Below are 14288 nucleotides of genomic sequence, written 5' to 3'. Positions count from 1 at the left end.
TATCAAGGTTTCATGAAGGGATAGAATCTATGAGTCTGCGGAGAGTATTGATCGTCGAAGATGATTTCGACGGTGCCGAGGTGTTGAGTGCTTACCTGAGCCGGGATGGATTCCAGACTCGTCATGTGGCCGATGGGCGCCAGGCGTTGGAACAACATGCGCAGTGGCGGCCGGATTTGGTCTTACTGGATATCATGCTGCCGGGGTTAAGCGGCAATGACGTGCTGGCGGCGATCCGCCAGCATGCGTCCACCCCGGTGATTATGGTGACGGCAGTCGGCAGTGAATCCAACCGTATTAATTCATTGCTGTATGGCGCCGACGATTATGTGGTTAAACCTTATAACCCCAGCGAAGTGGTGGCCCGCGTTCATGCCGTCTTGCGGCGCTGGGGCAACAATGCCCAGTCGCGCACCCGCTGCCTGCGGCACGGTAATTTAATTGTGGATATCGATGCGGTGCAGGTTTCGGTTGAGGCCGATGGCGTTCGGCAACCGCTGGAACTGACGCGCACGGAGTTCAACCTGTTGGCCATGTTGATGGCCTGCCCGACCCGGATGTTCTCACGTGCGGAACTGCTCGCCGGCTGCCTGCCGGAAAGCGACGCGTTGGAGCGGGTGGTTGATGCGCACATCTATAATTTGCGCCGTAAACTGGAGCGTGCCGGCATTAGCGATGTGCTGCAGACGGTGCGTGGGCTGGGCTACCGTTTCTGCAACGTGCTATGACGAACAACGATATAAACAAAAGTGAGCGCTGTGCCGCCGAACCGTTATGGCGCTGGATAAGCCTGCGTATGATCGGCCTGGCGATGGCGGCGATTCTGGTGATCGGCGGCGGCATGTGGCTGCGTTTCTCCTGGTGGGAGGCGCATCAGCGCGCGACGATCCCTGAACCGGTGCGGCAGGAGTTGCAGCAACTGGAGGCACAGCCGACCGAACACCGGCAGCGTCTATTGCAAATTTACGGTGAATATCTGTATGGCGAATACTTCACTAACGAAGCCGTGAATGAAGACATGCTTTTTTTCGGCGCGTTCGTGCTGTTGTCGATCCCGCTGATTGTCGGCGGCGGCGTCTGGGTTTCGCTGCATCTGTCGCGTCAGCTCAGCGCCGTGGCGGTCGCCGCGGATCACATCGCCCAGGGGGATTTCACCACGCGGGCTACGCGGGTGGCCCATACGCCGCCGGCGCTGCGTAGCCTGACGAGCGATTTTAATCGTATGGCCGAGCGGCTGGAGCGCCAGGAACGGGAGTTGCAGGCCTCCAGCGCGGCCACCGCTCATGAACTACGCACGCCGTTAACGGCGGCCAAGGGCCGTTTGCAAGGGTTGCTGGACGGCGTGTTCGAACCAACGCCGCAAAACTTCCAACTCATTATGTGCCAGTTGGATCAGTTGAACCGGCTGATCGACGATTTGTATCTGTTGTCTCTGGTTTCCGCCAGGCAACTGTCGCTGTTGCCCTCTGAGTTTACGCTGTGCGCCCTGCTGGAAGAGCGTATCGCCTGGGCTGCGCCGCGTTTGCAGGCCTCACAGATGCAGGCGAGCCTTGATGTGGCGGACGATTTACGCGTGCTGGCGGATCGCGGGCGCGTGGGGCAGGTGATTTCCATTCTGCTTGATAACGCCATCCGCTACGCGGCGTCAGGTGGCTGGGTTGCGCTAAGCGCCCGGCGGCAAGGCGCTGGCGTTCGTATCGAGGTGGAAGACGGCGGCGCCGGTTTCGCGCCGGAGCACCTTGACCGTGTGTGCGATCGTTTCTGGCGCGCCGAAAGTTCGCGTTCACGGCATGCCGGCGGCAGCGGGTTGGGGCTGGCGGTCGCGGTGGCGATTTGCCAGGCGCATGGGGGGCAGCTTTCCGTATGCAACCGCGACGGCGGCGGCGCATTGACGCGTATCGATCTGCCCGGTTAGGCTGTATCCCGCCACGGTCTATGGCGGTGTACCCGCGAAGATTTTCCCCTCTCTTCATAGAATCTTCATCGTTTCTCGGCTGGAACTTGTCCGAATGCTGCTTTACTGCATGCGGTTTCCATTCAGCTTGAGGATGAGTACGGATGAGCGATACACACCGTTTCCCGGCGCGGCGCTATACGCCTGCGTTGATCTGTCTGGCTTGCGCCCTGGCGGTATTGCCGCAGGCCAGCCAGGCGCAGCCAATCGATCCCCTGGCGCCTGCGCCGACCAGCCTGTTCGGCGATAAAACCGACGTCAACGTGGGGTTCGGGGCCTCTATCGGCCCGCGTTACATGGGGGCACGCCAGACGCGGGTGTCGCCAGAACTGGCGTTAAGCGTCTCTCGCGGTATCTTTTTTATCGATACATTGCGCGGCATCGGCGCAGAGTATCTGACTGACAGTGGGTTTTATATGAGCGGCGCACTGTATTACGACCTTGGCCGCAAAGATGAAAACAGCACCTGGCAGCCCGGCTCCAAACGGCTGCGCGGCATGGGCGAAGTCAAAGGCGCCACCACGGCCGATTTTCTGATATCTCAACAAATTACCTCCTGGCTGGCGATCAATAGTGAAGCCGAGTTTCGCGTGGCTGGCGCCGATCGTGGGAACCGCTATCGGGTGGGGCTGGAAGGCACCGTCTTTCGCGATAGCCGCGATGCGTTCACCTTGGGCGTAAACGTGCATGCAGGCGACAGCCGCTATAACCGCACTTACTTTGGCGTGAGCGAAGAGCAGCACCGCCATTCACGTTTTTCCCGCTTTGACGCCAAGTCCGGGATTTATGCCTATTCGGCGTCGGCCGATTGGGAACACAATTTTGATCAGAACTGGTCGTTGTTCGTCGGGCTGGAAGTGATGACGTTCAGCGATCGGGCGCACCGTAGCCCGGTGGTGGAAGGCAACACCAACGTGACGGGCATTGCGATGCTCAATTATACGTTCTGAGACAGAAGGCGGCAGTAGTACACAATGGATTCCCATAGGAAAGATTTACGGCGTATCAGGCCGGTGGTTTTCCTGGCGATAGCCGTCTTGGTGTTATTGCTGGGCGGATGGTTGCTGTCTGGCGGCACTGAGCATGCTCAGCCGGCGCCGGTGCAACAGGTGGAAACGCAGCGCCTGGCACCGCGGTTATTGGTGCGGCTGCTTGATGTGTCTGGCCACTGGGCCGCGCGTGAAGAAGTGACGTTGATGGCGCCGGTGGAAGGGTTGCGCGTCAGTGAGGTGTTGGCGGACGTCGGCGAACGGGTACGACAGGGGCAAGTGCTGGCGCGCCTGGAACGCAATATGCTGGACGCACAGCTGGAACAGAGCCGCCAGGGCGTACTGCGTGGCAACGCCGAACTTTCCCAGGCACAGTCGCGGCTTAACGAGGCCGCGGCTGCTTATGCCCGTGCGCGCCGTTTACAGCCTGACGGCGCAATCAGCCGCCAGGAGTTTGAAGCCGCCGCTGCCGCTTATGCCGCGGCGCGGGCGACGTGCGATCAGGCGCAGGCAGCGCTGCGGCAAGCCCGCGCGCAGGTGGAAGAGACGCGCATTCGTTTTGCCCATGCGGAAGTGCACGCCCCCATGGCTGGTTTGATCGTCAAACGGCAGGTACAGGCCGGCGCGCTGGTTAATGCTCAGAGTGCGTTGTTCAGTTTGGTACGTGACGGCGAGCTGGAGTTTGTCGCGCAGATCCCCGCTTCGGCATTGGCGGATCTTCAAGCCGGCATGACCGCGCAGTTGGTGTTGCCGTCACAGACGTTGGCTGGGCAGATCCGGCTGGTGGGCGCCATGGTGGATCTCGACAGCGGCTATGGCGAAGCGCGCATTACCGTTAACGGCTCCGTGCCGCCGCAGTTGCGTGTCGGCGCCGTGGGCGGCGCGCGCATAGAGCTGGGCCAGCGTCAGGCGATGGCGTTGGATGCGCGCGCATTGCGCTATGCCAGCGATGAGCAACCCTATGTGTTTATCGTCGGGCCGGATGGTCGCGTGAAGCGCGTGGCGGTGCGGATTGGCTGGCGTGACGGTGAGTGGGTGGAGATTCAGCAAGGGCTGTCGCCACAGGATCGGGTGGTGCTGGCCGGCGCTGCGCTGCTGGCGGAAGGGGAGCCGGTTGAGAGCGTAGCTGCGGCGGTGCCCGGCCAGGATCTCCGCGTAATGCCGACAGAGCGGCGCACAGCGGAGAACGCGCAACCATGAAACAAGGTATTTCTTCATGGGCGATTCGCCGCCCGATTCCGACGCTGGTGTTGTTTTGCGTGCTGACGTTGGCGGGCATCGCCGCTTTTTTGCGTTTGCCGGTGAACGCCAACCCGCCGGTGGCTTTCCCGTTGGTCAGCGTCACGGTGTTGCAGCCGGGCGCTGCGCCGGCGGAAATTGAAGCCGAAATCACCCGCCGCGTTGAAAACGCGCTGTCAGGTTTGCCGAGCGTGCGCCATCTGGAATCGACCGTCAAAGCCTCAGTCAGCACCACCACGGTGGAGTTCCAACTGGGTACCGATCCCGATCGCGCCGCAAACGACGTGCGCGCGGCGGTGGACGAGATCCGCGGTGAGCTGCCGCAAAATATTCCGGCGCCGGTGGTGCAGCGCGTCGACGTCGAAGGCGGCGCGATGCTGCAATACATTATGGAGGCGCCTGGGCAGTCGGAACAGGCGCTGTCCTGGTACGTTGACGACAGTATCAGCCGTGAGTTGCTGGCCGTGCCGGGGGTACAGCGTGTCGCCCGTTTTGGCGGCGCTGAACGCGAGTTGCGCATCGAGCCGAAACCGGCGGTGCTGGCGCAGTACGGCATGACGATCGATACGCTGAATAGCCAGTTGCGTGAGACGTTCACCGACGTGCCCGGCGGCCATTTGGAAACGCAGCAGCAACGCCAGACGATCCGGGTGCAAGGGCGCCTGGCTTCGCCGGAAACCCTCAGCGCGCTGCCGATCGCGATGCCGGGCGGCAGTTGGCTGCCGCTGGGCGACATTGCGCGCATCAGCGATACCGTCGCCGAGCGTTCGGGGTTCGCCCAGTTTAATGGTAAACCGGCGGTGGGTTTCTCGGTGTGGCGGCGTAAAGGGTTCAGCGACACCGAAGTTGCCGCCCGCGTGGCCGAACGGCTGCAAACGTTGCAGGCGCAGCACCCCGGCGTCGTCATCCGCGAAGTGACATCGACGGTGGAATACACCCGCGCCAGTTACGACACGGCGATGCATACCCTGGTTGAAGGGGCGGTGCTAACGATTCTGGTGGTGTTCCTGTTTCTGCGTGACTGGCGCGCCACGGCTATTGCGGCCGTCGCCTTGCCGCTGTCCGTCCTGCCGGTGTTTTTGGCCATGCTGTGGCTGGATTTCACGCTTAATAGCATCACGATGTTGGCGTTGACGCTGGTGATCGGCATTTTGGTTGATGATGCGATCGTCGAGATCGAGAACATCGACCGCCATATTCATATGGGCGAGCGGCCCTACAGCGCGGCGCTGCACGCAGCAGACGGCATTGCGCTGGCGGTATTGGCCACCACGCTGACTATTGTTGCGGTGTTTGCGCCGGTCGGCTTTGTTCAAGGGGTAGTTGGGCAATATTTCCGCCAGTTCGGGCTGACCGCCTCCATCGCGGTACTGTGCTCGCTGTTGGTGGCGCGCTTGCTGACGCCGTTGCTGGCGGCCTATTTCCTGCGCGCCACGCGCAAGGTGAACACCGCACCTGAGGACCACGGCGAGCCGCAAGGGCGGCTGATGCGCCGCTATGTGAGCTGGTTGGAACAGGTGTTGCGGCACCCCTGGAAAACCCTGCTGGCTGCCGGAGCGCTGTTTGTGGCGGCCATACTGTTGGCTGGGTATCTGCCCGGCGGTTTCCTGCCGGCTAACGATGCGAACCTATCGCAGCTACGTGTAACGCTGCCGCCGGGCGGTTCATTGTCGCAGGCGCAACAGACCTCGGAACGTATCACCGCCGTGCTGCGCGCCCATCCGGCGGTTAAGCATGTGTTGGCGGTCGCCGGCTCGCCGGATGAAGCCAGCTTCAGCATCACACTGCAACCGCGCGATCAGCGCCAAGTGACGCGTAAGGAGTTTGAAAACTCGATCCGCCGGCAATTAGCGGCGTTACCCGACATGCGCTTCCAGTTTCTGGTTGATGGCGGCAGTGAAGTCTCGATCATGCTGGTGGGGCGCGATGCGCAGGCGCTGGAGGCCGCGGCGCGGCAGTTGGCGGGTGAAATGCGCGGGCTGCCGCAGTTGACCAACGTGCAGATAAGCCTCTCGCCCGTCAGCCCGGAACTGCGGGTGCGGCCGCGCCCGGGCGACGCGGCCCGGCTTGGCGTCAGTACCAGCGCCATCGGTGACATATTACGTATCGCCACGACCGGCGAGCAGAAGTCCTTGTCTGCGCATTACAACTTGCAGGAACGGCAGATCCCGCTGCGCGTCCGGCTTGCCAAGCGCGATAGCGCCGATCTGGATCTGTTGCGCAGCCTGCGCGTTTCCAGCATCCGGCGGGAAGGCGGGGTGCCGTTGTCGGCGGTGGCGGACATCAGCTACGGCGAGGGGCAAACACGCATCGATCGTTACGATCGCCAACGGCGTATCAGCGTCGAGGCCAACCTGCAATCGGCCTCACTGGGGCAGGCGTTGGATGCGGTACAAGCATTGCCGGCGTTGCAGCATTTGCCCGCCGGGGTACAGCAGGTGCAATACGGCGATGCGGAATACATGGCGGAGATGTTCGACAACTTTTCGCTGACGATGGCGGCCAGTATTTTGACGATGTACGCCATTCTGGTGTTGCTGTTTCGCGATTTCCTGCAGCCGTTCACCATTCTGTTCACGCTGCCGCTGTCGCTGGTCGGCGCCATCGCCGCACTGTGGCTGATCGGCGCTGCGCTGGATCTGCCGGCGATCATCGGGTTGCTGATGCTGATGGGGATCGTCACCAAAAACGCTATCCTGCTGGTGGATTTCACGCTGGAGGGCCGCCGTCAAGGGATGACGACGCATGATGCGTTGATCCATGCCGGTATGATGCGGGCGCGGCCTATTGTGATGACCACGGTGGCGATGGTCGCCGGTATGGCGCCGGCGGCGCTGGGCTTTGGCGCCGATTCGGGGTTCCGTATCCCGATGGCCACGGCGGTGATCGGCGGGCTGGTAACCTCGACCTTGCTCAGCCTGGTGTGCGTGCCGGTGGTGTTTGCGCGTATCGACAATCTGCGAGCATGGCTGGGGCCGCGTTTAGCCCGCCTGACGACGGTCAGCCCGGAAGATTTGGCAGGCGAATAAAAGGAGATGGGCGGCGCCCTGTGTGCAGGCGCCGCCAGAGCCTACGGCAGGTTATTTAAACCGCGGCATCCTCGTTATTTTTAATTACATTATCGCTACCTGTTTAAGTGTCATTGACAGTTTCTTAACGAAACGCTGATAGAATCCTAACGATACGGGTTCATCATAATTTTGTTAGCCATCAATTTCCTTCGCTATTGCTGCCGATGATAACGGGCTGGCCTGGTGTTTTTATTGGCGGGCAAACAGGCAAAGGCGGCGGTTGTATACCCAAAATAATTCGAGTTGCAGGACAAAAACGCAAAAGCGTTTTTGAACAGCGCTAGCGCTGGCCCCGTAGGGGTGAGGCCGTATGGCCGAATCACGCGGCAACGCAGCGAATCCCCAGGAGCTTACATAAGTAAGTGACTGGGGTGAGCGACAAATCTGCCGGGAGCAGATTTGAACGCTGTTGGCAGCGGCCCCTTTGGGCCGAGTAACCAAGCCAACACACCTGCAACTTGAAGTATGACGGGTATAGTCATTACAGGTGAGAATATGTATTTAATAGAAAAGGAAACGTCAAATGCTCAGCCGTTGAATAACATCGGCTTTGCGCTGTCGTTAGCGACAGGAAAGTTGTGCCCGAATACCTATTGGGATAAAAAATCGCATCGGGTAAAGTTCCTGCTGCGTTCGTTAATTTTCCCGCTGCAAACATCCCGACTGCTTTCGCTGCTTGCTGGGCTGCCCTATTATCGTGAGTTATTACAATCGCAAAATAATATACCGATAAAAGTGCACCGCCCGTATCTCTATCGCGCGTTGACCGTTAAACAACGCACGGACGTCATCATTAATCATTATACCTTCCTAGGGGAAATGCAGAATTTCCAAATGAGCAACGCGCTCACCAGTTTGGAAGATAAATGTATTTATACTCTGAAAGGGAAGGATGACGTTGAGTTTACTATTTGCGCCAGCACGGCGAAAAGGGCAGAGCGTGAAGGGGAAAGCACCGTATTTTTAAAAATGGGCGATACGCTGCTTGCCAGCATCACCTTTTCCGTGGCTAGCCATCATCAACGGCAGAGTATTTTTATCGGCGGCGTGCAGGGGGCAAGCAAAGGCGTTGGCAACGAGGTGATAAAAAAAGCCACCAAACTGTGCTATGGGTTATTCCCCAAAAGAATTTTAATGGAGGTTATTTTCAAGTTCGCTCGTGAAAATAATATCGATAAAATTTTTGGCGTGAGTGATAACGCGCATGTATTTAGAAGCCTGCGTTACGTATTCAGTAAACGAAGCCAGTTCCATGCCAGCTACAATAATTTCTGGCAAGAGATTGGCGGGCAGAGAGTCTCCAAACATCTCTATGCGTTGCCGCTATCTATTCCGAGAAAGGACAGTAGCGAATTGCCAAGCAAAAAGCGATCGGAATACCGTAAGCGCTATGAACTGCTCGATCAATTGAGCGCCGGTTTATAAGCCTGGTTTCTTGGCGGCCGCGATGAATGCGGGAAAGTAGGCCGTGCCTCGGGGGCACGGCCTGCCATTACAGGTGCGGAATATTGCGCCCGTAATAGATCTCCTGCATTTCTTTCCACAGCAGATCGGTAATCCGTTTCCGTTCTTCTTCACCGAGCGCTTCCGGCTTGGCATTGAACAGATAGTGTTGCAGATCGAAGTCCTTCAGTAGCATCTTGGTATGGAAGATGTTCTCCTGATAAACGTTCACATCCATCATGTGATACAGCGATTTCATATCCTCAGACATAAAGTTCTGGATCGAGTTGATCTCGTGATCGATATAGTGTTTCACACCGTTGACGTCGCGCGTAAAGCCGCGCACGCGGTAATCCATGGTGACGATATCGGATTCCAACTGATGGATCAGGTAATTAAGCGCTTTCAACGGCGAAATCACCCCGCAGGTCGACACTTCAATGTCGGCGCGGAAGGTGCAAAGGCCGCCCTCCGGATGGCTTTCCGGGTAGGTGTGAACGCAGATATGGCTTTTATCCAGGTGTGCGACTACCGTGTTTGGCAGCGGGCCTGGGTGCTCCGAGGTATCGACATCTTTCGGATCCACCGGTTCTTCGCTGACCAGGATGGTGACGCTGGCGCCCTGTGGCTCGTAGTCCTGACGTGCGATGTTCAGAATGTTGGCGCCGATGATTGAGCAGGTCTCGGTAAGGATCTCCGTCAACCGGTTGGCGTTGTATTGTTCGTCAATGTAGGCGATATAGCCGTCGCGGTCATCCGCGGTTTTGGCGTAACAAATATCGTAAATACAAAAACTCAGGCTCTTGGTCAGGTTATTGAAGCCGTGCAGTTTCAGCTTGTGCAATTTGGTTCACCTCCTTTATCTTCTCGCTTAACGTGAAACGTTCAGTGCATTGAGTAAATATTGCGGCAGAGCAAAGCTGCCCACGTGGATCGCCGGGTTATAGTAACGGCAAGGCAGCCCGCTTTGTACAAAACGTTGCTGCAGCGTGGCCAAATCAAGCTGGCGCAACGCCGGATTTTGGCTGGCCCAGGCAAACGTCATAATGCCGCCATAGTAGGTTGGGATCGCCGCCTGGTAAAAACTGACGTCCTTGAAGTAGTGGCTCAGTTTGGTATGGCTGTTCACCGCTTCATCCTGCTGCAGGAAGCAGACGCCGTTCTGGGCCACGAAGATCCCGCCTTCGCTCAGGCAGCGTGCGCAACCCTGGTAGAAGGTTGAGGTGAACAGGCTTTCGCCTGGGCCGATCGGATCGGTACAGTCTGAAATGATGACGTCGAATTTTTCATCGGTTTGGCTGACGAAGTTGACGCCGTCGTCAATCACCAGACGAAAGCGCGGATCGTCATAAGCACCGGCGTTATGATTGGGCAGGTACTGGCGGCAAAACGCCACCACGCCGGCGTCGATCTCCACCATGGTAATCTGTTCGACGCCTTGATGACGGCTGACTTCACGCAGCATGCCGCCGTCGCCGCCGCCGATAATCAGGACTTTCTTCGCCTGGCCGTGCGCCAGCAGGGGAACGTGGGTCAGCATCTCATGGTAGATAAACTCATCGCGTTCCGTGGTTTGCACCACACCGTCGAGCGCCATGACGCGGCCCATCTCCGGGTTTTCAAAAATCACCAGATCCTGATGCTCGGTTTTCTCGCGGTACAGCACCTTCTCGACAGAGAAGTACTGACCGAAGTTGGCATGCAGCGTCTCATACCAAATTTCTTTCTGGGTCATATTCGGCACACTCCGTAAATAACAGCCATGAAAAATTGGCGCAACATGATAGCTAACTCTGCCTGATGTTGCACGGCTGAATTTCAAACAGAGATAGCAGAAGAAGGGAAGAGGGGCTAGTTTGCGTAGGCTAACAGGCTGAGTGAATCGCGCGCCAGAGATTTGCATTTTGTCTGGGTCGGAATGGCGATGCCGCGCAGATCGTGGTAGCTGGCTTCACCCAGAGCTTTCATGTTGTAACTGTCGTAGTTGCTGAGATCCCAACGGTTTTGCTGGGCGAAGAACACGATCGCACGTTTGATTTGCGTATTGGGCAAATCGTTGTAGCCACAGTCGTTCTTCAGATAGACGAACACCGCGGTAAGATCGGCCAGATCTTCCGCTTCAGACTCATTCAAGGCCAGGGTGGCGCGTGAGAACCCCAGCATAGACAGTAACAGCATCAGTAACGTTGTTTTTTTCAGCATGAAATAGACCCGTTGATTATCAGGTTGTGCTCCCAGCGGCAATGGTTTGCCGTTTGGCTTTTGACGGCATGTATCCATCGCCGGAGACAACCTGTGTGACGTTACCACACTTGTTTGTAAAGGCACCAAATTTTATTACCGGCACGCCCGTGGCGGGCTGTTAAGGCTTGACCTTCCGCCAGGGGGAGGGTTTAGGCTTGGGTCTATATGCTATGCCATTCATCAAGGGAGCCTGCGATGCTGCGCCGTGATTTTATCAAACTGACCGCCGCACTGGGTGCGGCGAGTGCTTTGCCGCTATGGAGCAGTGCCGCCTGGGCGGCTGAACAGCCTGCGTTGCCGATCCCGCCGCTGTTGGCGCCGGACGCACAGGGGAACATCGCGCTGGCGTTCCAGGCGGGGGAAACCCGTTGGTTGCCGCATGTAGCGAGCAAAACCTGGGGCGTGAATGGCGCATTGCTGGGGCCGGCAGTCAGGCTGCAGCGCGGGAAGCCGGTGACCGTCGATATCCGTAACCAGTTGCCTGCGGCCAGCACCCTGCATTGGCATGGCCTGGCGATCCCCGGCGAAGTCGACGGCGGCCCACATGCGCTGATCCCGCCGGGGGAAACCCGTACGGCGCATTTTACCGTCGATCAGCCCGCGGCGACCTGTTGGTTCCATCCGCATACCCATGGCAAAACCGGCCAGCAGGTGATGATGGGCCTGGCGGGGCTGGTGCTGATAGAGGACGAAGAAAGCAGCCGTCTGCCGTTGCCGAAAACCTGGGGCCAGGACGACATTCCGGTGATCTTGCAGGACAAACGCCTGGGTAACGACGGCCAGATCGCCTATCAGCTGGATGTGATGAGCGCGGCCGTCGGCTGGTTCGGCGATCGGCTGTTCACCAACGGCGTGCAGTATCCGCAGCACCCGGCGCCGCGCGGCTGGCTGCGCCTGCGCTTTCTCAACGGTTGCAATGCGCGCTCACTGACGCTGGCCGCCAGCGATAACCGCCCGCTGTATGTAATAGCCAGCGACGGCGGTTTTCTCAATGAACCGGTCAAGTTGCATGAACTGCCGATACTGATGGGCGAGCGTTTTGAAGTGCTGGTGGATACGTCGGATGGCCAGCCGTTTGATATCGTCACGCTGCCGGTCAAACAAATGGGGATGACGCTGCCGCCGTTCGATAAGCCGCTGCCGGTGCTGCGCATTCAGCCCACCCAAGCGCCAGGGGTAACAACGCTGCCCGATACGCTGGTGGCGTTGCCGGCCTTGCCCGCGCTTGATGGCGTGCAGGCGCGCTGGCTGCAACTGATGATGGATCCCACGCTGGATAAGCTCGGTATGCAGGCCTTGATGCAGCGTTACGGCCACCAGGCGATGGCCGGCATGAGCATGGACCACGGCAACATGGGCGAGGCAGGGCACGGTGGTATGGCCGGAATGGATCATGGCGATATGGCCGGCATGGCGCATGGCGAAGCGCCGTTTGATTTCAGTCACGGCAATATGATCAACGGCAAGGCTTTCGACATGATGAAGCCGATGTTTGCCGCCAAACGCGGCCAGTATGAGAAATGGACCATCTCCGGCGAAGGCGACATGATGCTGCATCCGTTCCACATTCACGGCACCCAGTTCCGCATCCTGTCGGAAAACGGCAAGCCGCCGGCGGCACACCGGGCGGGCTGGAAAGATACCGTGCACGTTGAGGGTTGGCGCAGCGAGGTGCTGGTGCGGTTCGATCATCTGGCCAGCGCAGAACATGCCTATATGGCGCATTGCCATCTGTTGGAGCACGAAGATACCGGCATGATGCTGGGCTTTACGGTTACCGACCAGGCATAATTCTGCCTGATGCGAGCCGCGTTTCAAACGGCGGGTGCGGCGGTTTGCCATGCCGCTGCGCGTCGCCAGCGCCTTCCTGCTGTGATAAACTTTGCGCCTTCCTTCCGGCAACCGATCTGAAAACCTATGAAACACACTGTAGACGTCATGATTTCCGAACAGGAAATTAAAACCCGTATCGCCGAACTCGGCCGCCAGATCACCGAACATTACCGCAACAGCGGCAGTGAAATGGTGTTGGTGGGCCTGCTGCGCGGCTCATTCATGTTCATGGCCGATCTGTGCCGCACGATTGACGTGCCGCACGAAGTGGATTTCATGACCGCCTCCAGCTATGGCAGCGGTATGTCCACCACCCGCGACGTAAAAATCCTGAAAGACCTGGATGAAGATATCCGCGGTAAAGACATTCTGATCGTTGAAGACATCATCGATTCCGGCAACACGCTGAACAAGGTGCGCGAAATCCTGGCGCTGCGCGGGCCTAAATCACTGGCGATTTGTACGTTGCTGGATAAACCGGAGCGCCGTGAAGTGGAAGTGCCGGTCGAGTTTGTCGGCTTTTCCATTCCTGACGAGTTCGTGGTGGGCTACGGTATTGACTACGCTCAGCGCTATCGCCATCTGCCGTACGTGGGCAAAGTCGTCCTGCTGGACGAATAAACCTAATGCCGGCGGCCGCACCTGGAGAGTAAAGGTGCGGCCGCCGGTTGCCTTTAATCGGCGTGCAGCGGGTTCGGTTTGTCGACGACGCTCTTTTCTTTCTCTTGCAGCAGCGTGGCCATCCCTTTGCGGTAGCCCATCTCCAGGCTCTCTCGGCTGGTGGCGGTGACTTCCAGATCGCGCAGGCGGCCATCATGAATACCGTACACCCAACCGTGGATCATCACCTTCTGGCCGCGTTTCCAGGCCGATTGCATAATCGTGGAGTGGCCGAGGTTATACACTTGTTCCACCACGTTGATTTCGCACAGCGCATCCAGGCGCTTTTCCGGCTCCAGTTCACCCAGGCGTGAGCTGTGTTTGAACCACAGATCGCGGATGTGCAGCAGCCAGTTGTTAATTAAGCCCAGCTCCGGGTTTTCCACCGCCGCTTGCACACCGCCGCAGCCCAGGTGGCCGCAGATAATGATATGTTCCACTTCGAGCACGTCGACGGCGTACTGCACCACCGACAGGCAGTTCAAATCGGTATGGATGACCAGATTAGCCACATTGCGGTGAACGAACAGCTCACCGGGCTCCAGGCCGGTCAATCGCTCGGCGGGCACCCGGCTGTCAGAACAGCCAATCCATAAAAAACGGGGTTTTTGCGCCTGTGCCAGGCGTTCGAAAAAACCGGGATCGTCCTGGCTGATATTCGCCGACCAAACCTGATTGTTGGCAATGAGCCTTTCTATTTCTTTCATGGAAGTTATTGACCTGTAACGAGCAGATTGCGTTGAGGTAATATAGGACAAGCGTCACCATTTGAAAATCATAACTGTTGAATTTTCCGCACGGATTAGACCGCGGTGAAAATGCGCGCGGTGATAAAATTCGCCCAATGATAAGAAT

12 protein-coding genes are annotated in these 14288 nt (G+C 58.3%); 8 read left to right on the top strand and 4 right to left on the bottom strand.

Translation table 11 applies throughout. The features are described from left to right. The first annotated feature begins 29 nt into the window (after window positions 1–29). From AC559G_RS04205 to AC559G_RS04180, 6 genes are all read left to right on the top strand, one after another. Window positions 30–728 (top strand): response regulator, encoded by a 699-nt coding sequence (locus AC559G_RS04205; protein ID WP_438599724.1) that lies wholly within the window; start codon window positions 30–32, stop codon window positions 726–728. Beyond that, window positions 725–1915, top strand: a complete 1191-nt coding sequence (locus tag AC559G_RS04200; protein ID WP_498911528.1) for a sensor histidine kinase — start codon at window positions 725–727, stop codon at window positions 1913–1915. Before AC559G_RS04205 ends, AC559G_RS04200 begins: the two co-directional genes overlap by 4 nt. Window positions 1916–2058: 143 nt before the next feature. Continuing rightward, window positions 2059–2904 carry a MipA/OmpV family protein gene (locus tag AC559G_RS04195; protein ID WP_462614374.1) on the top strand — a complete coding sequence of 282 codons (846 nt, stop codon included), beginning with the start codon at window positions 2059–2061 and terminating at the stop codon, window positions 2902–2904. A gap of 24 nt (window positions 2905–2928) precedes the next feature. Beyond that, window positions 2929–4143: an efflux RND transporter periplasmic adaptor subunit gene (locus AC559G_RS04190; protein ID WP_498911526.1), complete on the top strand. Its 1215-nt coding sequence runs from the start codon at window positions 2929–2931 to the stop codon at window positions 4141–4143. Continuing rightward, window positions 4140–7211 (top strand): efflux RND transporter permease subunit, encoded by a 3072-nt coding sequence (locus tag AC559G_RS04185; RefSeq protein ID WP_498911524.1) that lies wholly within the window; start codon window positions 4140–4142, stop codon window positions 7209–7211. The genes AC559G_RS04190 and AC559G_RS04185 overlap by 4 nt, the downstream gene beginning before the upstream one ends. A gap of 537 nt (window positions 7212–7748) precedes the next feature. After that, window positions 7749–8678 (top strand): VirK/YbjX family protein, encoded by a 930-nt coding sequence (locus AC559G_RS04180; protein WP_498911522.1) that lies wholly within the window; start codon window positions 7749–7751, stop codon window positions 8676–8678. Window positions 8679–8745: 67 nt separating this feature from the next. Here AC559G_RS04180 and speD read toward each other — a convergent pair whose 3' ends face one another. The 3 genes from speD to AC559G_RS04165 form a co-directional block, all read right to left on the bottom strand. After that, the gene (speD, locus tag AC559G_RS04175; protein ID WP_438599861.1) at window positions 8746–9540 is read right to left on the bottom strand and encodes an adenosylmethionine decarboxylase; all 795 of its coding nucleotides are present in this window, start codon (window positions 9538–9540) and stop codon (window positions 8746–8748) included. A gap of 27 nt (window positions 9541–9567) precedes the next feature. Next, window positions 9568–10431: a spermidine synthase gene (gene speE, locus AC559G_RS04170; RefSeq protein WP_498911520.1), complete on the bottom strand. Its 864-nt coding sequence runs from the start codon at window positions 10429–10431 to the stop codon at window positions 9568–9570. A 116-nt stretch (window positions 10432–10547) separates the two neighbouring features. Continuing rightward, a complete protein-coding gene (locus AC559G_RS04165; protein ID WP_498911948.1) occupies window positions 10548–10895 on the bottom strand; it encodes a YacC family pilotin-like protein in 348 nt (115 codons plus the stop codon). Window positions 10896–11135: 240 nt separating this feature from the next. Between AC559G_RS04165 and cueO the strand changes: the two genes are divergently transcribed. Both cueO and hpt read left to right on the top strand, forming a co-directional pair. Further along, window positions 11136–12731: a multicopper oxidase CueO gene (gene cueO, locus AC559G_RS04160; RefSeq protein ID WP_498911518.1), complete on the top strand. Its 1596-nt coding sequence runs from the start codon at window positions 11136–11138 to the stop codon at window positions 12729–12731. Window positions 12732–12857: 126 nt separating this feature from the next. Next, complete coding sequence (gene hpt / locus AC559G_RS04155; RefSeq protein ID WP_095847303.1) at window positions 12858–13394, top strand: hypoxanthine phosphoribosyltransferase; 537 nt, start codon at window positions 12858–12860, stop codon at window positions 13392–13394. A gap of 53 nt (window positions 13395–13447) precedes the next feature. Here the strand turns inward: hpt and can are convergent, their stop codons facing one another. Then, window positions 13448–14140, bottom strand: a complete 693-nt coding sequence (can, locus tag AC559G_RS04150; protein WP_498911515.1) for a carbonic anhydrase — start codon at window positions 14138–14140, stop codon at window positions 13448–13450. Between the last annotated feature and the right edge of the window lie 148 nt (window positions 14141–14288).

The organism is Gibbsiella greigii, assembly GCF_039540155.1.
In the GTDB taxonomy this organism is placed as follows: Bacteria; Pseudomonadota; Gammaproteobacteria; order Enterobacterales; family Enterobacteriaceae; genus Gibbsiella; species Gibbsiella quercinecans.
The sequence above is the reverse complement of the archived record's forward strand: the minus strand, read 5'-3'. Positions and strand labels throughout refer to the sequence as shown.